General features: G+C 67.9%; 13 protein-coding genes, 3 rRNA genes and 1 pseudogene. 16 read left to right on the forward strand and 1 reads right to left on the reverse strand.

The window, feature by feature from the left end:
* Positions 1–50 precede the first annotated feature (50 nt).
* The 7 genes from argH (at position 51) to rrf (ending at position 12,067) form a co-directional block, all read left to right on the forward strand.
* On the forward strand, positions 51–1,499 hold the full coding sequence (gene argH / locus NBM05_RS04340; protein WP_254165383.1) for an argininosuccinate lyase: 1,449 nt from the start codon (positions 51–53) through the stop codon (positions 1,497–1,499).
* A 188-nt stretch (positions 1,500–1,687) separates the two neighbouring features.
* Positions 1,688–2,239, forward strand: a complete 552-nt coding sequence (locus NBM05_RS04345) for an adenine phosphoribosyltransferase (protein WP_254165385.1) — start codon at positions 1,688–1,690, stop codon at positions 2,237–2,239.
* Between the two features lie 53 nt (positions 2,240–2,292).
* Positions 2,293–4,626, forward strand: coding sequence for a HelD family protein (locus NBM05_RS04350; protein ID WP_254165387.1), 2,334 nt, complete (start codon positions 2,293–2,295; stop codon positions 4,624–4,626).
* A 41-nt stretch (positions 4,627–4,667) separates the two neighbouring features.
* The gene (gene tyrS / locus NBM05_RS04355) at positions 4,668–5,996 is read left to right on the forward strand and encodes a tyrosine--tRNA ligase (protein ID WP_373689285.1); all 1,329 of its coding nucleotides are present in this window, start codon (positions 4,668–4,670) and stop codon (positions 5,994–5,996) included.
* 734 nt (positions 5,997–6,730) lie between these two features.
* Positions 6,731–8,262: ribosomal RNA gene (locus tag NBM05_RS04360) — 16S ribosomal RNA — on the forward strand.
* Positions 8,263–8,711: 449 nt separating this feature from the next.
* Positions 8,712–11,847 (forward strand): 23S ribosomal RNA (locus tag NBM05_RS04365).
* Between the two features lie 102 nt (positions 11,848–11,949).
* Positions 11,950–12,067, forward strand: a 5S ribosomal RNA gene (gene rrf, locus NBM05_RS04370).
* Together the 16S, 23S and 5S rRNA genes form the textbook arrangement of a ribosomal RNA operon.
* A gap of 615 nt (positions 12,068–12,682) precedes the next feature.
* Here rrf and NBM05_RS04375 read toward each other — a convergent pair.
* Entirely contained in the window at positions 12,683–13,645 is a 963-nt protein-coding gene (locus NBM05_RS04375; protein WP_254165389.1) for a hypothetical protein, read from the reverse strand.
* Here NBM05_RS04375 and NBM05_RS04380 point away from each other — a divergent pair.
* From NBM05_RS04380 to pyrG, 9 genes and pseudogenes are all read left to right on the forward strand, one after another.
* The gene (locus tag NBM05_RS04380) at positions 13,598–14,611 is read left to right on the forward strand and encodes a hypothetical protein (RefSeq protein WP_254165391.1); all 1,014 of its coding nucleotides are present in this window, start codon (positions 13,598–13,600) and stop codon (positions 14,609–14,611) included. The genes NBM05_RS04375 and NBM05_RS04380 overlap by 48 nt on opposite strands.
* Positions 14,608–15,078, forward strand: coding sequence for a hypothetical protein (locus NBM05_RS15820; RefSeq protein WP_373689286.1), 471 nt, complete (start codon positions 14,608–14,610; stop codon positions 15,076–15,078). The genes NBM05_RS04380 and NBM05_RS15820 overlap by 4 nt, the downstream gene beginning before the upstream one ends.
* Positions 14,967–15,221: pseudogene (locus tag NBM05_RS15825) on the forward strand (HAD family hydrolase); the annotation flags it as partial. The gene NBM05_RS15820 and the pseudogene NBM05_RS15825, both read left to right, overlap by 112 nt.
* Positions 15,198–15,602 (forward strand): HAD hydrolase-like protein, encoded by a 405-nt coding sequence (locus tag NBM05_RS15830; protein ID WP_373689291.1) that lies wholly within the window; start codon positions 15,198–15,200, stop codon positions 15,600–15,602. The pseudogene NBM05_RS15825 and the gene NBM05_RS15830, both read left to right, overlap by 24 nt.
* Entirely contained in the window at positions 15,593–15,985 is a 393-nt protein-coding gene (locus tag NBM05_RS15345) for a hypothetical protein (RefSeq protein ID WP_302183683.1), read from the forward strand. Before NBM05_RS15830 ends, NBM05_RS15345 begins: the two co-directional genes overlap by 10 nt.
* The gene (locus tag NBM05_RS04400) at positions 15,982–16,713 is read left to right on the forward strand and encodes a TlyA family RNA methyltransferase (protein ID WP_254165395.1); all 732 of its coding nucleotides are present in this window, start codon (positions 15,982–15,984) and stop codon (positions 16,711–16,713) included. The genes NBM05_RS15345 and NBM05_RS04400 overlap by 4 nt, the downstream gene beginning before the upstream one ends.
* Positions 16,714–16,887: 174 nt before the next feature.
* On the forward strand, positions 16,888–17,928 hold the full coding sequence (locus NBM05_RS04405) for an NAD kinase (protein WP_254165397.1): 1,041 nt from the start codon (positions 16,888–16,890) through the stop codon (positions 17,926–17,928).
* Positions 17,925–19,649: a DNA repair protein RecN gene (gene recN / locus NBM05_RS04410; RefSeq protein ID WP_254165398.1), complete on the forward strand. Its 1,725-nt coding sequence runs from the start codon at positions 17,925–17,927 to the stop codon at positions 19,647–19,649. The genes NBM05_RS04405 and recN overlap by 4 nt, the downstream gene beginning before the upstream one ends.
* Positions 19,650–19,795: 146 nt before the next feature.
* Complete coding sequence (gene pyrG / locus NBM05_RS04415) at positions 19,796–21,496, forward strand: CTP synthase (RefSeq protein WP_373689287.1); 1,701 nt, start codon at positions 19,796–19,798, stop codon at positions 21,494–21,496.
* Positions 21,497–21,506 lie beyond the last annotated feature (10 nt).

The following is a 21,506-nucleotide window of genomic DNA, read 5'->3' on the forward strand; positions in this document are numbered from 1 at the left end:
CCGGCCGGCCGGCCCGCCCCCGACACATCACGCGACGAAAGGCACCACACGTGGCGACCTCACACGACAAGCACGGCACCAACGAGGGCGCCCTCTGGGGCGGCCGCTTCTCCGGCGGCCCGTCCGACGCGCTCGCGGCCCTCAGCAAGTCCACCCAGTTCGACTGGCGGCTCGCGCCCTACGACATCGCCGGCTCCCGCGCCCACGCGCGCGTGCTGCACGCCAAGGCCCTGCTGGACGACGCCGAGCTCGAGGGCATGATCGCCGCCCTGGACCGCCTCGAGGCCGACGTCCGCTCGGGCGCCTACGCTCCGGCCGACTCCGACGAGGACGTGCACGGCGCCCTCGAGCGCGGGCTGATCGAGCGCGCGGGCGTGGACCTGGGCGGCAAGCTGCGCGCGGGCCGCTCGCGCAACGACCAGATCGCGACGCTGGGCCGCATGTACCTGCGCGACCACGCCTCCTACATCGCCGAGGACGTGCTGGCGGTCATCGACGCCCTGATCGCCCAGTCGCAGCGGCACCCCTACGCGCCCATGCCGGGCCGCACGCACCTGCAGCACGCCCAGCCGGTCCTGCTCTCCCACCACCTGCTGGCACACGCCTGGGCGCTGTACCGGGACCTCGACCGCCTGGCCGACTGGGACCGCCGCGCCGCGGTCTCGCCCTACGGCTCCGGCGCGCTCGCCGGCTCCTCGCTGGGGCTGGACCCGGTGGCCGTGGCCCGCGAGCTCGGCTTCGACTCCGCGGTGCACAACTCGATCGACGGCACCGCCGGGCGCGACGTCTACGCCGAGTTCTCGTGGATCACCGCCATGATCGCCGTGGACCTCTCCCGCGTCTCGGAGGAGGTCATCCTGTGGGCGACCAAGGAGTTCTCCTTCGTCACCCTCCACGACTCCTTCTCCACCGGCTCCTCGATCATGCCGCAGAAGAAGAACCCGGACATCGCGGAGCTCGCCCGCGGCAAGGCGGGGCGGCTGATCGGCGACCACGCCGGGCTGCTCGCGACGCTCAAGGCCCTCCCGCTGGCGTACAACCGGGACCTGCAGGAGGACAAGGAGCCGATCTTCGACGCGATCGACCAGCTCGAGGTGCTGCTGCCCGCCGTGGCCGGCATGATCGACACGCTGGACTTCCACACCGAGCGCCTGGCCGAGCTCGCGCCCCAGGGCTTCGCGCTCGCGACCGACGTCGCCGAGTGGCTCGTCCGCCAGGGCGTCCCGTTCCGCGTGGCCCACGAGCTCGCGGGCGACGCCGTGCGGGTCTGCGAGGAGCGCGGCTGCGAGCTGTGGGACCTGAGCGACGAGGACTACGCCGCGATCTCCGAGCACCTCACCCCGGGCGTGCGCGAGGTCCTCACGGTCGAGGGCTCGCTGAGCTCGCGGTCCTCGCAGGGCGGCACGGCTCCGGAGGCAGTGGCGGCCCAGCTGGAGGCCCTGACGGCGGCGCTGCAGGAGCCCCGCCGCTTCGCCGAGCGCGCCCGCGTGATCGACTGAGGCCGCGCGGCGCCCGACGCCGGGGCCCGGCCCTCCCACGCGGGGGCCGGGCCCCGGCGCGTTCCCACCCCGTTCCTCCGTGCGCGAAGCGTGACCCCCGCACTGTTCGCCCGGCCCGCGGTGGCGTACCCTATTGTGTGCACTTTGCGTCCGGGGACCCCCTGCGCAGCCGAGAGCGGAAGCGAGCCATGCACGAATCCTCCACCCCCACCGCGGACCGCGCGGTCGCCCGTACCATCGAGCGGGTCTGCGCGGTGATCCCCGACTACCCCGAGCCCGGCGTCGTCTTCCGCGACCTCACGCCGCTGTTCGCCAACGGGGCCGCGTTCCGCGAGACGATCGACGCGCTGCTGCAGCAGTTCGAGGGCAGCTACGACGTGATCGCGGGCGTCGAGGCGCGCGGCTTCCTCCTGGCCTCGGCCGCGGCCTACGCCGCCGGCGTCGGGGTCATGCCGGTGCGGAAGCAGGGCAAGCTGCCCCGGGACACCTACGCGGAGTCCTACCAGCTCGAGTACGGGACCGCGACCCTGGAGATCCACCGCGACGACGTCCCCGCGGGCAGCCGCGTCCTGATCCTGGACGACGTGCTCGCGACCGGCGGGACCCTCGCGGCGACCACCCGCCTGATGGAGCGCGCGGAGCTCTCGGTGGCCGGGATCGGCGTCGTCATGGAGCTCGACGGGCTCGGCGGGCGCGAGACCCTGCGGGGGCAGCGGGTCAGCGCGCTGTACACCGCCTAGGCCCCGCCACCGTCCCCCTCACCTCACCTTCGTCACAGAGGAACGCACACCCCATGTCTGACATCGCCGACACCACCTCCAGCGCCGTCTTCGAGGACAGCGAGCAGCGACTCGAGCAGGAGACCCGCGAGCGGCAGCTCGAGGAGGCCCTGGCCCACGAGCGCGCCTACGTCGACCGGCTCTACGACCGGCTGGAGGTGGTCCGCGAGGAGACCCGCGAGAAGCTGGCCCAGGTGCGCCGCGACGCCCCGGGCGGCAGCCACCAGAACCGCTCCGAGCGGGACGCCTACGCGACCCACTACGAGGACCGCCTCGCCCAGCTCGACGCCGTGGACCACCGCCTGGTCTTCGGTCGCCTCGACCTCGACGACGCCTCGACCCGCTACATCGGCCGCATCGGGCTGGCCGACGCCGACTACGAGCGGCTCATGGTCGACTGGCGCGCCCCCGAGGCCGGCACCTTCTACCAGGCCACGGCGTTCGACCGCCAGGGCGTGCAGCGCCGCCGCCACCTCATCCTGGAGCGCCGGACCCTGCGCAACATCGAGGACGACGTGCTGGACCCCGACTTCCTGGACGGCGAGGAGGTCCTGCACGGGGAGGGCGCGCTGCTGGCCGCCCTGAACCGCAAGCGCACGGGCCGCATGGGGGACATCGTGGCGACGATCCAGGCCGAGCAGGACCGGATCATCCGCTCCGAGCTGCCCGGCGTCCACGTCGTCCAGGGCGGGCCCGGCACGGGCAAGACCGCCGTGGCCCTGCACCGCGCGGCGTACCTGCTCTACACCAACCGGGAGCGGCTGCAGAAGTCCGGCGTGCTGGTGGTGGGGCCCTCGACGTCGTTCATGTGGTACATCGAGCGGGTGCTGCCCTCGCTGGGCGAGACCGGCGTCGTCATGTCCTCGCTGGCCACGCTGTACCCGGGCATCCACGCGGTGGCGGAGCGCGACGTCGACGTCGCCCGGCTCAAGGGCTCGCTCGCCATGGTGGAGGTCGTCAAGCGCGCGGTCGCCGACCGGCAGAAGGTCCCGGAGCGGACCCAGCGCCTGCGGGTCGACTCCTCGACCGTCGAGCTGACCCCCCAGCAGGTCCGGCACGCCCGGGACCGCGCCCGCGCCACGGGCAAGCCTCACAACCAGGCGCGCGAGACGTTCGTCAAGATCCTGGTCGGCCAGCTCGCCGACCAGCTGGAGCGGCAGCTCAACGAGTCCAGCGGCAACGACACCGACCGGCCCTACCTGGTCGAGGACGTGCGGCAGTCGCGGGACGTGCGCGTGGCGCTGAACCTGGCGTGGATGCCGCTGCGCGCCGAGACGCTGGTCGGGGACCTGTTCGGCAAGCGGCACTACCTGACCTCGGCCGCGCCCTGGCTCGAGGACGCGCAGGTCGAGGCGATGCTGCGCGAGCCGGGCGCGCCGTTCACCGAGGCCGACGTGCCGCTGCTGGACGAGGCCGCCGAGCTGCTGGGCGACTTCGAGGCGGCGGTCGGTCACGCCGCGGCCCGGGCGGCGGCCGAGCACTCCGCGAACCTGGAGAACGCCACCAAGGCGCTGGAGAACGTGGACGCGCAGCTCGAGGAGTTCGGCGTCAACGGCGTCGTGACCGCCGAGATGCTGGCCGGGATGAACCGGACGGGCGCCGCGCGGATGACCGCGGCCGAGGCGGCGACCTCCGACCGGACGTGGGCCTACGGGCACGTGGTGGTCGACGAGGCGCAGGAGCTCTCGCCCATGCAGTGGCGGCTGCTGATGCGGCGCTGCCCCATGAAGTCGTTCACGATCGTGGGCGACATCGCCCAGGCCTCCGCGGCGGCCGCCTCGGCGAGCTGGGACGAGGCCCTGGAGCCCTTCCTGGGCGGACGGTTCCAGCTGGACGAGCTGACGGTCAACTACCGCACGCCCGCGCAGATCTCCGAGGCCGCGGTCTCGATGGCGCGGGCCGCGGGGCTGGAGGTCTCCGCGCCGCGCGCGGTCCGCGAGGGGGAGTGGGCTCCCCGGGTGGTCCGTACGGACGACGTCGCGGCCGCGGTGGCCCGCAGCGTCGCCGAGGATCTCTCGATCGTGGCCGGCGGGCTGATCGGCGTGATCGCGGCCGAGCCGGAGTACGCCGCGGTCGCCCGGGCGGTGACCGAGGCGCACCGCGAGGTGGTCGGCAGCAGCGAGACGGCCCTGGAGCGCCAGGTCCTGGTCCTCACCCCGTGGGAGGCCAAGGGCCTGGAGTTCGACGCCGTGGTCATCGCCGAGCCGGCGTCGGTGATCCGGGCGGCGCGCGGCGTCGTGGGCGACCTGTACGTGAGCATGACCCGGCCGACCCAGCGGCTCACCATGGTGTGCGCCGAGGAGGTGCCCGCCGGCCTGGAGGAGTGGGCCGAGGACGGGCGCGCGTGATGCGCCGGGCCGGGGGAGCGGCGGGTGATAGCCTGAACCCCGTGACGGAGAATCAGGTGATCGAAGCGGTCCACGGGCTCGACGAGCAGTCCAACGACCCGAGCTTTGCGAATGTGTGGCAGGAACTGCAGTGGCGTGGTCTGGTCCACGTCTCGACCGACGTCGAGGCGCTGGAGAGGACCCTGAGCGAGCAGAGGATCACTTACTACTGCGGATTCGACCCCACCGCCGCCTCCCTGCACCTGGGGCACCTGGTCCAGCTGCTGCTGATGCGCCGGCTCCAGCTCGCGGGGCACAGCCCGCTGGGGCTGGTCGGCGGGTCCACCGGCCTGATCGGGGACCCGCGCCAGACGTCGGAGCGCTCGCTGAACTCCCGCGAGGTCGTGGCCGAGTGGGTCGATTCCCTGCGGGGCCAGGTGCAGCGCTTCCTCTCCTTCGAGGGGGAGAACGCCGCGCGCATGGTCAACAACCTCGACTGGACCGGCGGGCTCTCGGCCATCGACTTCCTGCGCGAGATCGGCAAGAACTTCCGCGTGGGCACCATGGTCAAGAAGGAGATCGTGGCCAAGCGGCTCCACTCGGACGAGGGCATCTCCTACACGGAGTTCAGCTACCAGATCCTGCAGGGCCTCGACTACCTGGAGCTCTACCGCCAGTACGACTGCGTCCTGCAGACCGGCGGCTCGGACCAGTGGGGCAACCTCACCTCCGGGACCGAGCTGGTCCGCAAGGTCGAGGGCCGCCATGTCCACGCGATCGGCACGCCGCTGATCACCAACGCCGACGGCACCAAGTTCGGCAAGTCCGAGGGCAACGCCGTCTGGCTGGACCCCGAGCTCACCTCGCCCTACGCCTTCTACCAGTTCTGGCTCAACACCGCCGACGCCGACGTCGTCGACCGCCTCAAGGTCTTCACCTTCAAGAGCCGCGCCGAGATCGACGAGTTGCAGCGGCGCACGGAGGAGGAGCCGTTCCGGCGGGAGGCCCAGCGCCAGCTGGCCTACGACGTCTGCTCGCTGGTGCACGGCGTCGAGGCCACGGAGAACGTCATCGAGGCGTCCAACGCGCTCTTCGGCCGCGGCGACTTCGGTGCGCTCGACGAGCCGACGCTGGTCGCGGCGACGGCGGAGCTGCCGCACGCCCGGGTCCAGGGGGAGGACCTCTCGCTGGTCGACCTGCTGGTGGCCACCGGCCTGTGCGAGTCGAAGTCGGCGGCCCGGCGCACCCTCAAGGAGGGTGGCGCCTCCGTCAACAACCGCAAGGTGCAGGGGGAGGACGCCGTGATCGGTTCCGAGGACCTGCTGCACGGCGCGTACGTGATCCTGCGGCGCGGGAAGAAGAACCTGGCCGTGGTGACGGTCGGCGACTAGAGCCCCGCGGCGGCGGAAGGCCCGGAATCCCCCTGGGGGTTCCGGGCCTTTCGCGTCCCGGCGAAGCGTCGCTCAGAGCTGTGATCTGTTTCATGGTTATCCGAGTTGCGGGCCCGGTGGGTGGTGTGTAGAGTTCTACGAGTCGCCGCGGGGCAAACGCTTCGAAGGGCCGACATCGGATCTGGTGTTCACCGGTTTCCCGCAGCTTTTTCCCTCGTGGAATAGGTGGTGTGGGGGATGGGTGGGCACGGGTTCTCATCTGAAAAGTGCTGGGCCTTGTGTCAAGGTGTCTGTCTGGTCAGGTGTGGTGCTGTTTCGCTGGGAAGCCGTGGTGCTTCTTGGGTGGGGTGGTGTCGTGCCGGATCGGGCGGGTGCGGATGGCGGGTTTGCACGGTGGGGATCGGGTCTGGTAGACTTGAGAAGTTGCCGCGATGATGGTGACGATGTAGGATTGACAACCGGTTCTCCGGTATCGAGACGATGATCTTTTGGGATGCTTCCTTCTTCTTTGTGAAGGGTTTCTCGGGGTGGTTTCGGTGTGCGGGGTTCGAGTGGTTTGTTGTTTGAGAACTCAATAGTGTGCTTTGTTCATTTGATGCTTGTACCAAATTTATTTATTGGTGAATAACCTCTTGGTTATCAGCATTCAAATGATCGTCGGTCTGCGGTTACCCCGTAACCGTGATCGACGTGTTTATTTATGTTGAGTCCAGGGTATTCATGCTTTTTGTTTTTCAACGGAGAGTTTGATCCTGGCTCAGGACGAACGCTGGCGGCGTGCTTAACACATGCAAGTCGAACGCTGAAGCTCCCAGCTTGCTGGGGGTGGATGAGTGGCGAACGGGTGAGTAATACGTGAGTGACCTTCCCTTGACTCTGGGATAAGCCCGGGAAACTGGGTCTAATACCGGATATTCACTTCCTCCTGCCTGGGAGGGGGTGGAAAGGGTTCTGTACTGGTCTTGGATGGGCTCACGGCCTATCAGCTGGTTGGTGAGGTAATGGCTCACCAAGGCGACGACGGGTAGCCGGCCTGAGAGGGTGACCGGCCACACTGGGACTGAGACACGGCCCAGACTCCTACGGGAGGCAGCAGTGGGGAATATTGCACAATGGGCGCAAGCCTGATGCAGCGACGCCGCGTGAGGGATGACGGCCTTCGGGTTGTAAACCTCTTTCAGCAGGGAAGAAGCGAAAGTGACGGTACCTGCAGAAGAAGCGCCGGCTAACTACGTGCCAGCAGCCGCGGTAATACGTAGGGCGCAAGCGTTGTCCGGAATTATTGGGCGTAAAGAGCTCGTAGGCGGCTTGTCGCGTCTGCTGTGAAAGCCCGGGGCTTAACCCCGGGTGTGCAGTGGGTACGGGCAGGCTAGAGTGCAGTAGGGGAGACTGGAATTCCTGGTGTAGCGGTGAAATGCGCAGATATCAGGAGGAACACCGATGGCGAAGGCAGGTCTCTGGGCTGTTACTGACGCTGAGGAGCGAAAGCATGGGGAGCGAACAGGATTAGATACCCTGGTAGTCCATGCCGTAAACGTTGGGCACTAGGTGTGGGGGACATTCCACGTTTTCCGCGCCGTAGCTAACGCATTAAGTGCCCCGCCTGGGGAGTACGGCCGCAAGGCTAAAACTCAAAGGAATTGACGGGGGCCCGCACAAGCGGCGGAGCATGCGGATTAATTCGATGCAACGCGAAGAACCTTACCAAGGCTTGACATACACCGGATCGCAGCAGAGATGTTGTTTCCCCTTTGGGGCTGGTGTACAGGTGGTGCATGGTTGTCGTCAGCTCGTGTCGTGAGATGTTGGGTTAAGTCCCGCAACGAGCGCAACCCTCGTTCTATGTTGCCAGCACGTGATGGTGGGGACTCATAGGAGACTGCCGGGGTCAACTCGGAGGAAGGTGGGGATGACGTCAAATCATCATGCCCCTTATGTCTTGGGCTTCACGCATGCTACAATGGCCGGTACAATGGGTTGCGATACTGTGAGGTGGAGCTAATCCCAAAAAGCCGGTCTCAGTTCGGATTGGGGTCTGCAACTCGACCCCATGAAGTCGGAGTCGCTAGTAATCGCAGATCAGCAACGCTGCGGTGAATACGTTCCCGGGCCTTGTACACACCGCCCGTCAAGTCACGAAAGTTGGTAACACCCGAAGCCGATGGCCTAACCCTTGTGGAGGGAGTCGTCGAAGGTGGGACTGGCGATTGGGACTAAGTCGTAACAAGGTAGCCGTACCGGAAGGTGCGGCTGGATCACCTCCTTTCTAAGGAGCACAACACTAGTTGGCCATTTTCGTGTACGAGTGTTGCACGGATGGTTTGCTCATGGGTGGAATACAAGCACTCAGGCCCTTCTCTGTGCCGCGAGGTAATCGTGGTGCGGGGGGTGCTGGGATGAACGAAGCATGCTGTTGGGTTTTGAGACAACAAACCCGCCGGTGCTTGCTCCCGTGTCAACGAGGGTGGGTGGTGGTGGGGGTTGTTTCATGAAGATACCCGTCCATCGGGGGTCCTGGCGCGGATTGTGCTGGGGTTCTCTGGTGGGGTGGGTTGTTGTTTGAGAACTATATAGTGGACGCGAGCATCTTTTGGTTCGCATCATGGGGGTGTCCTGATCGGCGGTTTTCGGATCGTGGGTGGGGGTGCCCGGTGTGGTGCGATTCTAATTTTTATTGTGATGTATCTTTGTATGCCAATTTGATTATTTGTGTGTGGCTAAGTTATTTAGGGCGCACGGTGGATGCCTTGGCACAAGAAGCCGATGAAGGACGTGTGAATCTGCGATAAGCCTCGGGGAGCCGATAACAGGGCCGTGATCCGAGGGTCTCCGAATGGGGAAACCCCGCTGCCTGGATGATAAGGGCAGTGACCCGCACCTGAATGTATAGGGTGTGTGGAGGGAACGAGGGGAAGTGAAACATCTCAGTACCCTCAGGAAGAGAAAATAACGAATGATTCTGTGAGTAGTGGCGAGCGAAAGCGGATGAGACTAAACCTTTGGTGTGTGATACCGGTAAGGGGTTGCATCAGGGGGGTTGTGGGATGTGTCTGACCGGTTCTTACTTGGCCGGTGGCGTTGATCGCGGGGGTAGGCGAAGCATCTGGGAAGGTGCACTGGAAAGGGTGAGAGTCCCGTAGCCGAAACTTCTGTTGGTCGCGTTTGGACGCTGTTCCCGAGTAGCACGGGGCCCGTGAAATCTCGTGTGAATCTGCCAGGACCACCTGGTAAGTCTAAATACTTTCTTGTGACCGATAGTGAATCAGTACCGTGAGGGAATGGTGAAAAGTACCCCGGGAGGGGAGTGAAATAGTACCTGAAACCGTGTGCCTACAAGCCGTCAGAGCATTGCCTTGTGTGGTGTGATGGCGTGCCTTTTGAAGAATGAGCCTGCGAGTTAGTGCTGTGTCGCGAGGTTAACCCGTGTGGGGTAGCCGTAGCGAAAGCGAGTCTGAATAGGGCGTTTACAGTGGCACGGTCTAGACCCGAAGCGGAGTGATCTACCCATGGCCAGGTTGAAGCGCGTGTAAGAGCGTGTGGAGGACCGAACCCACTTCAGTTGAAAATGGAGGGGATGAGCTGTGGGTAGGGGTGAAAGGCCAATCAAACTCTGTGATAGCTGGTTCTCCCCGAAATGCATTTAGGTGCAGCGTTGCGTGTTGCTTGCCTGAGGTAGAGCTACTGGTTGGCTGATGGGCCTTATCGGGTTACTGACGTCAGCCAAACTCCGAATGCGGGTAAGTGTAAGCGCAGCAGTGAGACAGTGGGGGATAAGCTTCATTGTCGAGAGGGAAACAGCCCAGACCATCAACTAAGGCCCCTAAGCGTGTGCTAAGTGGGAAAGGATGTGGAGTTGCTGAGACAACCAGGAGGTTGGCTTAGAAGCAGCCACCCTTGAAAGAGTGCGTAATAGCTCACTGGTCAAGTGATTCTGCGCCGATAATGTAGCGGGGCTCAAGTACACCGCCGAAGTTGTGGCAATAGCATGTATGTGTTATTGGGTAGGGGAGCGTCGTGTAGCCAGTGAAGTCGCCGGGTGACCGAGTGGTGGAGGCTACGCGAGTGAGAATGCAGGCATGAGTAGCGAATGATGCGTGAGAAACGTATCCGCCGAATGATCAAGGGTTCCAGGGTCAAGCTAATCTGCCCTGGGTTAGTCGGGGCCTAAGGCGAGGCCGACAGGCGTAGTCGATGGATAACGGGTTGATATTCCCGTACCGATTTCAAACCGCCCATACCAAGCTGGGGATACTAACCACTTCGGGCCGCCATTTTACCGGGTTCTCATCCTTCGGGGTGAGGGTCTTGGTGTGGTGGTTCCGCGTGGGACCTGATCCGGTGCGGTAAACGCATTAACAGGTGTGACACAGGAAGGTAGCCAAGCCACGCGGTGGTTGTCGTGGTCTAAGCGTGTAGGACGGGGAGTTGTTAAATGCGCTTCCCGCAACAGGTCTGAGACGTGATGGGACCCCCTTTTGTGGGGGGATTTGGTGATCCTATGCTGTCGAGAAAAGCATCGGCGTGAGGTTTGTGAATTGCCCGTACCCTAAACCGACACAGGTGATCAGGTAGAGAATACTAAGGCGATCGAGATAATCATGGTTAAGGAACTCGGCAAAATGCCCCCGTAACTTCGGGAGAAGGGGGGCCCTGAGCGTGAACTGCCCGTGCGGTGGGGAGCGTGTAGGGGTCGCAGAGACCAGGGGGAAGCGACTGTTTATCAAAAACACAGGTCCGTGCGAAGTCGCAAGACGATGTATACGGACTGACTCCTGCCCGGTGCTGGAAGGTTAAGAGGACCCGTTAGCTTTTTTGGCGAAGCGGAGAATTTAAGCCCCAGTAAACGGCGGTGGTAACTATAACCATCCTAAGGTAGCGAAATTCCTTGTCGGGTAAGTTCCGACCTGCACGAATGGAGTAACGACTTCCCTACTGTCTCAACCATGAACTCGGCGAAATTGCAGTACGAGTAAAGATGCTCGTTACGCGCAGCAGGACGGAAAGACCCCGTGACCTTTACTATAGTTTGGTATTGGTGTTCGGTGTGGCTTGTGTAGGATAGGTGGGAGACTGTGAAGCTATCACGCTAGTGGTGGTGGAGTCGTTGTTGAAATACCACTCTGGTCATATTGGATATCTAACTTCGGCCCATGATCTGGGTCAGGGACAGTGCCTGATGGGTAGTTTAACTGGGGCGGTTGCCTCCTAAAGAGTAACGGAGGCGCCCAAAGGTTCCCTCAGCCTGGTTGGCAATCAGGTGGCGAGTGTAAGTGCACAAGGGAGCTTGACTGTGAGACTGGCAGGTCGAGCAGGGACGAAAGTCGGGACTAGTGATCCGGCGGTACATTGTGGAATGGCCGTCGCTCAACGGATAAAAGGTACCTCGGGGATAACAGGCTGATCTTGCCCAAGAGTCCATATCGACGGCATGGTTTGGCACCTCGATGTCGGCTCGTCGCATCCTGGGGCTGGAGTTGGTCCCAAGGGTTGGGCTGTTCGCCCATTAAAGCGGTACGCGAGCTGGGTTCAGAACGTCGTGAGACAGTTCGGTCCCTATCCGCTGCGTGCGTTGGAAATTTGTGGAGACCTGTCCTTAGTACGAGAGGACCGGGACGGACGAACCTCTGGTATGTCAGTTGTACCGCCAGGTGCATGGCTGATTGGCTACGTTCGGCAGAGATAACCGCTGAAAGCATCTAAGCGGGAAGCTTGCTTCGAGATGAGATTTCCTGACCCTCTTTGTGGGGGTGTGAGGCTCCCTGTAGATGACGGGGTTGATAGGCCAGGTATGGAAGCGTCGACTAACGAGGCGTGAAGTTGACTGGTACTAATAGGCCGAAGACTTATCACACCATTTTTTTCAGGTTGGTGGGTATGTCATGGTTGGTGTTCGCGTTCACTGTATGGTTTTGGGATAACAACCCTGAGTGGGGGTGTTGATCTTCATAGGTTTTTCGGTGGTTTTGGCCAGAGGGGTACACCCGGTCCCTTTCCGAACCCGGTCGTTAAGGCTCTGTGCGCCGATGGTACTGCACCCGGAAGGTGTGTGGGAGAGTAGGACACCGCCGAAAATATTTTTCCTGGGAGGGGGGAGTGGGAGTCGTTTCATCCGCGGTGGCGGGTGGGGTGGCTTCGACTCCCCCCTCCTTTTTTCATGCCCAGAGATCGGGGTGGGGCCCGACCTGAGCGGCACCCCTACCGGGGCTTCGATGCCCTGGTGTGGCGGAAGCGCAGGCGCGAATATGCGCCGGGGGTGGCGCGCCGTCGTCACCGTGGTCGTGTCTGCGAGGACAGCCTCCACAGCTCGTCCTCGCCCCTGGGCATCAGCGATCAATCTTCTGTGGTTCGTCTGCCAGCGGACGGTTCCGTGTTGGGCTGCCACGACGAGTTTCGTAGAATGACTCAGAAGCCATCATGGCGGGCCGGGCCGGTCGTCCCTCGTGGGACCACCGGCCCTTCGTCACACATCTACATCAAGGAGAATCAGCTTGGCTGAGCACGATCGTCGCGACGGTGGACGGCGCGATCCGAGGGACCGCGACCGGAGGTCGGGGGACCGGCCGAACGACCGACGTCGTGAGGGGGGACCGGGGGACCGCCGCGACGATCGAGGAGGACCGGGCCGCGGACGCCGGGAAGACTCGCGCGGGGATCAGGCGCGTGGATACAGGCGTCGCGACGACGACTCACGTGGATACCGCGGCCGTGATGACCGTCGGGACGACCGGTCGGCTGATCGACGCGATGGATACCGCGACGATCGACGTGGTGGATATCGCGGCGATCGTTACGGCCGAGACGATCGCGCCGCGGGCGGAGGACAGCGCCGCGATGATCGCGGCGGCCGCGGTGGAGAGCGTCAGGAACGGCCCTACCGCGACGACCGGGGTTCGCGCGGTGGGTACCGCGAGGATCGCCCGAAGCGTTTCGCCCGGGACGATAGTCGCGGGCGCGATGATCGGGGTGGCGACCGGGGCGGCTACCGTGGAGATCGAGGTAGCGAGCGCGGCGGTTACCGCGATGACCGGGGTGGTTACCGTGGTGACCGGCGTGACGATCGTCCTCAGCGTCGTGACCGCGATGACCGCGGGTTCCGCGCGCGCGACGATCGCGACGGGTTCCGCGGCGGCCGTGACCAGGGACAGCGACGAGACGACCGCTCGTCCGGTGGGTTCCGTGAGGATCGACGTGGCGGCGGTGACCGTGGTGGGTTCCGTGACGATCGGCGTGGCGGGAACGACCGTGGCGGGTATCGTGACGATCGCGGCCGCGGCGGGGATCGGCGGGAGGCACGCGGGGACCGTCCGCGTGATGACCGGCGGCGCGACGACGACCGCGGCGGGTTCCGCGGGGACCGCCGGGACCGGCCGGGACAGGACCGGGACCAGCGGGGGCATGCCCCTCGGGCCGGCCGTCCGGATCGCCCCGGCGCCCGTGAGGATCACCGCTCCCACCAGGACCGGGAGGGCTACCGTCCCTCGCGTCCCAAGGCCCCCGAGATCGACGAGGAGGTCACCGGTCAGGAGCTGGACAAGAGCGTCAGCCGCGAGCTGAGCGTCCTCGAGCGCGACAACGCCGTGCAGGTCTCCAAGCACCTCGTCATGGCCAGCCAGTACCTCGAGGTGGATCCCGAGTTCGCCCTCGAGCACGCCTTGGCCGCGGTGCGTCGCGGAGGTCGCGTCGCCGCCGTGCGCGAGGCCGCGGCCATCGCCGCCTACGTGGCCGAGCACTACGACGTCGCCCTGCGCGAGCTGCGCACCCATCGGCGCATGTCCGGCTCGAGCGAGCACCTGGCCCTGATCGTCGACTCCGAGCGCGCCCTCGGCCGCATCGAGAAGGCCCTCGAGACGGCCGCCGAGCCCACCGCCAGCAACCTGGAGCCCGCGGAGAAGGTCGAGGTGGCCCTGGTGGTCTCCGGCATCCACCGGGACCGGGGCGACCTGACGAGCGCCCGGCGCGCACTGGAGATCCCCGAGCTGGACCGCAAGCGCGCGTTCGCCTACAGCCCCCGGCTCTTCCAGGCCTACTCCGATATCCTGGAGGAGCAGGGCCAGAGCCAGGACGCCCGCTCGTGGGCGCGCATGGCCGTGATCGCCGAGGCGGCCCTGGGCCAGGGCCAGTTCGAAGAGCCCGAGATCTACGAGATCGACGTCTTTCCCGACGACGAGCCGGAGGGACTGCCGCTAACCGACCCCGAGGAGGAGCCCATGAGCACCGAAGAATTCCAGCCCGACGAGGAGCAGACGATCGTTGACGGATTCGAGCCCGAGGAGCTGGCGACCGAGGAGATCCGCGCCGAGCTGGGCGACGTCGCCGACAAGTCGCTGCTCGAGGAGGAGAACCCCGGATCCCCCGACGCCACCGACGAGGCGGAGATCGAGGGCGACGTCGTGACCGAGGACGTCGCGGACGAGGGCTTCGGCTCCGACCTCGACGGCGACCCCGAGGAGCTGGAGGGCGACATCGTCCCCGAGGACGGGGAGGGCGAGCTCTACCCCGCCGACATGACCGGCGAGGACCCCGAGACCGAGCCCGTCCAGGAGATCGACGAGGAGACCGAGCAGTACCTCGAGGCGCTCGACGTCGAGGAGGAGGACGAAGACACCACCGCATGAGCGCGCTGCTGGCGTCCTTCGACGCGATCCTCTCCGACCTGGACGGCGTGGTCTACGCCGGCCCCGACCCCATCGACGGCGCCGTCGAGTCGCTCAACCGCGCCCAGGAGGGCGGGACGGCGGTCGCCTACGTGACCAACAACGCCTCCCGGTCGGTGGACGACGTCGCCGAGCACCTCAACGAGCTCGGCCTGTCCACCGACGGGGAGCACGTGGTCAGCTCGGCGCAGTCGGCCGCCCGGCTCGCCGTCGAGCGGCTGGGCGCGGGGGCGGCCGTGCACGCGTGCGCGCGCCCGCGCTCGCCCGCTGCGCCGAGCAGGCGGGCCTGCGCGTGGTGCGCGAGGGCGAGCGGCCCCGGGCCGTGCTGCAGGGCTTCAGCCCGGAGCTCGGCTGGCGCGACCTCGCCGAGGCCGCGTACCTCCTGGCCGACCCCGACGTCGCGTGGATCGCCTCCAACACCGACATGACGATCCCCAAGGAGCGCGGTATCGCGCCCGGCAACGGGACCCTGGTGGCCGCCGTGGCCGCGGCGACCCGCCGGGAGCCGCTCATCGCGGGTAAGCCCGGTGCGGCGATCTTCCACGCGATCGCCGAGCGCCTAGGCGCCTCCCGCCCGGTGGTGCTGGGCGACCGCCTGGACACGGACATCCTGGGAGCGCATCAGGCGGGGCTGCCGAGCATCGCCGTGCTCACCGGGGTGCAGACCCCCGAGGACCTCCTCAACGCCCGGACCGCTGAGCGCCCCACCTACGTGATCGAGGACCTGCGCCGGCTCTTCGACGAGTACGCGGCCCCCGAGGTCACGGCCTCGGAGGGCGACGGCGCCCGGGCCCGCGTGGGGGACCGTGCGTCCGCGGTCGCGGATGCCGGGACCGTCACCATCGAGGCCGAGCGCGGCTCGATGGACGGCTGGCGGGCCGGCATGTCCGCCTGGTGGGCCGCGCACCCGGAGGAGGACTCGGCGACCGGCGCGGAGATCCGATGGCGGTGACCGGTGAGCACCCGAGGACGGGTGACGGCGTCGGGCGCTCTGGTGACGGCGTCGGGGGTTCCGGCGATGCCGCGGGTCGCTCCGGCGACGCCGCGGGCCGGGTAGCCGAGCCCGGCGTCGGCGTCCCGGACCCCTTAGGCCGATTCGAGGGCACGGGGGACCCCTCCCGCTTGGAGGAGGCCCTGACCGCCCTCGACGAGCTGCCCGCGGCCGAGCACGCGCCGGTCTACGAGCGGCTGCACGCCGAGCTGCGCCGCCTCCTGGACCGCGAGCCCTCGGAAGTGCCGGACGGGCTGCTGCGAGGCGTGCGCGGGACCGGGGACGCTGCCGGGACCGGGGACGATGCCGGGCCCGGCCCGGTCCCCGAGGATCCCGCCCCGTGAGGCTGGACCGGCACCTGGTCGAGGCGCACGGCGTCGCCTCGCGGACCCTGGCCGCCAAGCTCATCGCCTCCGGGCGGGTGAGCGTCGACGGCGTCGTGACGGGGAAGGCCTCGCGGGACGTCGCCGCGGGCGCGCGCGTGGAGATCGCCCCGGCCGAGGGGCCGGAGTATGTGAGCCGCGCCGGGCACAAGCTGGCGGGCGCCCTCCGGGCGTTCCCCGGCGTCGCGGTCCGGGGCGCCCGGTGCCTCGACGCCGGCGCCTCGACCGGGGGCTTCACCCAGGTCCTCCTCGAGGCCGGGGCCGCCCACGTCGCCGCGGTCGACGTCGGCCACGGCCAGCTGGACCCGCGCATCCGGGCGGACCCGCGCGTCACCGCCTACGAGGGGCTCAACGTCCGGGACCTCACCCCCGAGGACGTCGGCGGGAGGGTCGACCTGGTGGTGGGGGACCTGTCCTTCATCTCGCTTCGCCTGGTCGTGGGGCCGCTCGCGGGCGTCATCGTGCCCGGAGGGGAGCTGATCCTCATGGTCAAGCCGCAGTTCGAGGTCGGGCGTGCGGCGCTCGGCAAGGGCGGCGTGGTCCGGGATGCGGCGGCGCGAGCCCGGGCGGTGGCCGGCGTCGAGCGCGCCGCGGTCGAGGCCGGCCTGGAGGTCCTCGCCGAGCGCGAGTCGCCGCTGGCCGGGCAGGACGGGAACCTGGAGCACTTCCTGCGCCTGCGCCGACCGTGACGCCGCGCCGAACCCGGCAGCGCGCCGCTTGGGGCCTAGACTCTGTCCGACATCGCGCCGCCCCGAACCTCGAGTAGCCGCCGCACCGCGCCCGCGCCGGCCGCCTCGCCTAGGCTGGGAGAGCGGCCCTCCGTCAGGAGACCGCCCGACACGCGCCGAAAGGTACTTCCGATCATGTCCCGCAAGATCCTGCTCTTCGCCCACACCGGCCGCCCCGAGGCCACCGCCGCCGCGACCCAGGCGTGCGAGCGGCTGCGCCAGGCGGGCCTCACCCCGGTCATGAGCCGCGGCGACCTCGAGACCATGTACGGGGACTCGGCCGACACCTGCGGCGTGCGGGTCATGCACGAGAACGTGGCGCTGGACCAGATCGAGCTCGGGGTGGTCCTCGGGGGCGACGGGTCCATCCTGCGCGCCGCCGAGATGATGCGCCACACCGACATCCCGCTCATCGGCGTCAACCTCGGGCACGTGGGGTTCCTCGCCGAGTCCGAGCGCACCGACCTGGTCGAGACGGTGGACCACATCGTCAACCGCACCTACACGGTGGAGGAGCGCATGGCGATCGACGTCGTGGTCTGGAGCGCCGAGCGGAAGATCCACCACACCTGGGCGCTCAACGAGGCGTCGGTCGAGAAGGGCAACCGGGAGAAGATGATCGAGGTGGTCGTGGAGGTCGACGAGCTGCCGCTGAGCACCTTCGGCTGCGACGGCGTCGTCATGGCCACCCCCACGGGATCCACGGCCTACGCCTTCTCCGGCGGCGGTCCGGTGGTCTGGCCGGAGGTCGAGGCGATGCTGCTGGTCCCGCTGAGCGCCCACGCGCTGTTCTCCCGGCCCATGGTCACCTCGCCGAAGTCGACCATGGCGGTCGAGATCCTGCCGACCAACCCGCACTCCGGCGTGCTGTGGTGCGACGGGCGGCGGATGATGGAGCTGCCCCCGGGCTCGCGCATCGAGGCGCGGCGCTCGGCCAAGCCGGTCAAGCTCGCCCGCATCCACCCCGCGCCGTTCTCCGAGCGCCTGGTCAACAAGTTCGAGCTGCCGACCCGGGGGTGGCGCGGGCCGCTCCAGGGCGGGGGACCCGGCCGCGGACCCGACGGCCCGACGGACCCGGGCGCCCCCGACCCGACGAGCACGACGCCGGAGAGCCGGCACGCGACGCCGGAGAGCCGCCACGCGACACCTGAGCACCAGGAGGAGGACCACGCATGATCGAAGAGATCAACATCCGCGACCTCGGCGTCATCACCAACGCCACGCTGCCCCTGGGGCCGGGCCTGACCGTGCTGACGGGCGAGACCGGCGCCGGCAAGACCATGGTCGTCACGGCGCTGGGCATGCTCCTGGGCGCCCGCTCCGACGCGGCGGCCGTGCGCAGCGGCGCCGCCTCCGCGCTGGCCCAGGCGGTCGTGCGGCTGCCGCGGGGCCATCGCGCCCTGCCGCTGGTCGAGGAGGCCGGGGGAGAGGTGCTGGAGGTCTCCGGCGAGGAGCTCTCCGATACCCACCCCCAGGAGGTCATCCTCTCCCGGACCGTCAACGCCTCCGGGCGCTCGCGGGCCACCGTGGGCGGCGCCGCGGCCCCGATCGGCACGCTGGCCCGCCTCGGCGAGCAGCTGGTGGCGGTCCACGGCCAGACCGACCAGCTGCGCCTGAAGTCCGCGCACGCCCAGCGCGAGACCCTCGACGCCTACGCCGGGGAGCGCCTCGCCGCCGTCCTGGCCGAGTACCGCGGCAACTACGAGCAGTACCGGGTCTCCGCGCAGGAGCTCCGCGAGGTCCGGGAGAACTCCCGCGCCCGCGCGTTCGAGGCCCAGAGCCTGACGGCGGCGCTGAAGGAGATCGACTCCGTCCAGCCCGAGGAGGGCGAGGAGGAGGCGCTCGACGCCGAGTCCGCCCGCCTGACCAACGTGGAGCAGCTGCGCGAGGCCGCCCAGACGGCCCAGGCGGCCTTGATCGGCGGGTACGACGCCGAGGCGGACACCGTCTCGGTCCTCCTCGACGCCGCCCGCCGCTCGCTGGAGGCCGAGGCCGACGACGACCCGGCCCTGGCCGACCTGTCCCAGCGCGTCCGCGAGCTGATGATCCTCGCGACCGACGTCGGCGAGGAGCTCAGCGGCTACCTCTCCGACCTCGACGCCGAGGGGCCCGGCCGGCTCGCCCAGGTCGAGACCCGCCGGGCGGCGCTGAAGAAGCTCACCCGCAAGTACGGCGCGGACATCCCCGAGGTCCTCGAGTGGGCGCGCGTGAACCGCGCCCGGCTGGAGCAGCTCTCCGACGACCCGGCCCGCACCGAGGCCCTCGAGGACCGCCTGCGGCACCTGCGGAGCACCATGCAGCGGCAGGCCGCCGAGCTGACCGAGCTGCGCCGGGAGGCCGGGGAGCGCCTGGCCGAGGCCGTCTCGCACGAGCTCAGCGCGCTCGCGATGCCCAACGCGACCCTCGTGGTGACCGTGGACGAGACGGAGAAGTTCGGGCCCGAGGGCAAGGACGTCGTCGCGCTCATGCTGGCCCCGCACCGGGGCGCCACGGCGCGCCCGCTCGGCAAGGGCGCCTCCGGCGGCGAGCTCTCCCGGGTCATGCTGGCCCTGGAGGTCGTGCTCGCGGAGGTGGACCCCGTGCCGACGTTCATCTTCGATGAGGTCGACGCCGGCGTCGGCGGCAAGGCGGCGGTGGAGATCGGCAAGCGGCTGGCGATGCTGGCCCGCCACGTCCAGGTGCTCGTGGTGACGCACCTGCCGCAGGTCGCGGCCTACGCGGACCGGCACGTGCTGGTGCTGAAGAACGACGACGCGACCCTGAGCCGCGTCGACGTCCTCGACACCCCCGCCCGGATCGTGGAGATGGCCCGCATGCTCGCGGGCCACGAGGACTCCGAGGCCGCGCGCGAGCACGCCAGGGAGCTGCTGCAGGGCGCGGGGCAGCTCGGGGAGTGACGGCGCCGGGGCACGACGGCGCCGGACCCCGCGAGGGGCGGCCGCGCCGGGGCGTGCCGGCGCCGTGGCGCCGCGAGGGGTGACGCGGATCCCCTCGTGGCGGCGGCCTCATCGGGGCCCCGGTCCGGGCCGAGCCGGGTCGAGTCGTGCTAGGCTCAAATTCCGTGGTGAATGATAAGAAGACAGCTTCGGCAACTGACCATTCCGACGAGAAGATCACGCGGCAGATCTTCGTGACGGGCGGCGTCGCGTCGTCCCTCGGCAAGGGGCTGACGGCCTCGAGCCTCGGCCGACTCCTCCGCTCCCGCGGCCTGTCCGTGACCATGCAGAAGCTGGATCCCTACCTCAACGTGGATCCCGGCACCATGAACCCCTTCCAGCACGGCGAGGTCTTCGTGACCGACGACGGCGCGGAGACCGACCTGGACATCGGGCACTACGAGCGCTTCCTCGACGAGAACCTCGACGCCTCGGCCAACGTGACCACCGGCCAGGTCTACTCGACCGTGATCGCCAAGGAGCGCCGCGGCGAGTACCTCGGCGACACCGTGCAGGTCATCCCGCACATCACCGACGAGATCAAGAACCGCATGCGCCGCCGGGCCACCGGCGAGGCGGACGCCCCGGACATCATCATCACCGAGATCGGCGGGACCGTCGGCGACATCGAGTCGCAGCCGTTCCTGGAGGCCGCGCGGCAGGTCCGGCGCGACGTCGGGCGCCGCAACGTCTTCTTCCTGCACGTCTCGCTGATCCCGTTCATCGGCCCCTCGGGCGAGATGAAGACCAAGCCGACCCAGCACTCGGTCGCCGCCCTGCGCGGCCTGGGCATCATCCCCGACAGCCTGGTCCTGCGCTCCTCCAGCGAGGTCTCCGAGCCGCTGAAGGCCAAGGTCGGCAACGCCTGCGACGTCGACACCGAGGCCGTGATCTCGTGCGCCGACGCCCCCAGCATCTACGACATCCCCAAGACCCTGCACTACCAGGGCCTGGACACCTACGTGCTGGACTACCTGGGCCTCGACTACGCCGAGGCCGACTTCGCCGAGTGGGACAAGCTGCTGAAGACCGTGCACGAGCCCGCGCACCAGGTCACGGTCGGCCTGGTCGGCAAGTACGTCGACCTGCCCGACGCGTACCTCTCGGTCTCCGAGGCGCTGCGGGCCGGCGGCTTCGCCAACGACGCCAAGGTCCACCTGAAGTGGATCGCCTCCGACCTGTGCCAGGACCCGGAGGGCGCGGCGCACCAGCTCGCCGACGTCGACGCGATCTGCGTGCCCGGCGGCTTCGGCATCCGCGGCCTGGACGGCAAGATCGGCGCGCTGCGCCACGCCCGCGAGCACCGCATTCCCACCCTGGGGCTGTGCCTGGGCCTGCAGTGCATGGTCATGGAGTTCGCCCGCCACGTGGCCGGCCTCGAGGGCGCCTCCTCGACCGAGTTCGACCCCGAGACCCCCGCCCCGGTCATCGCGACCATGGAGGAGCAGAAGCAGTTCGTGGAGGGCGCCGGGGACCTCGGCGGCACCATGCGCCTGGGCCTCTACCCGGCCAAGCTCGTGCAGGACTCCGTGGTGGCCCGCGCCTACGGGACCACCGAGGTCGAGGAGCGCCACCGCCACCGCTACGAGGTCAACAACGCCTACCGCGAGGAGCTCGACGCCGCGGGGCTGGTCGTCTCCGGCACCTCGCCCGACGGCCGCCTCGTCGAGTTCGTGGAGCTGCCGGACTCCGAGCACCCGTTCTACGTCTCGACCCAGGCGCACCCGGAGTACCTCTCCCGGCCGACCCGCTCCCACCCGCTGTTCCGCGGGCTGATCGCGGCGGCCCTGGAGCGCACCGCGGGCTGACCCGCGCACC

Source organism: Rothia santali, from assembly GCF_024199905.1.
In the GTDB taxonomy this organism is placed as follows: Bacteria; Actinomycetota; Actinomycetes; order Actinomycetales; family Micrococcaceae; genus Rothia; species Rothia santali.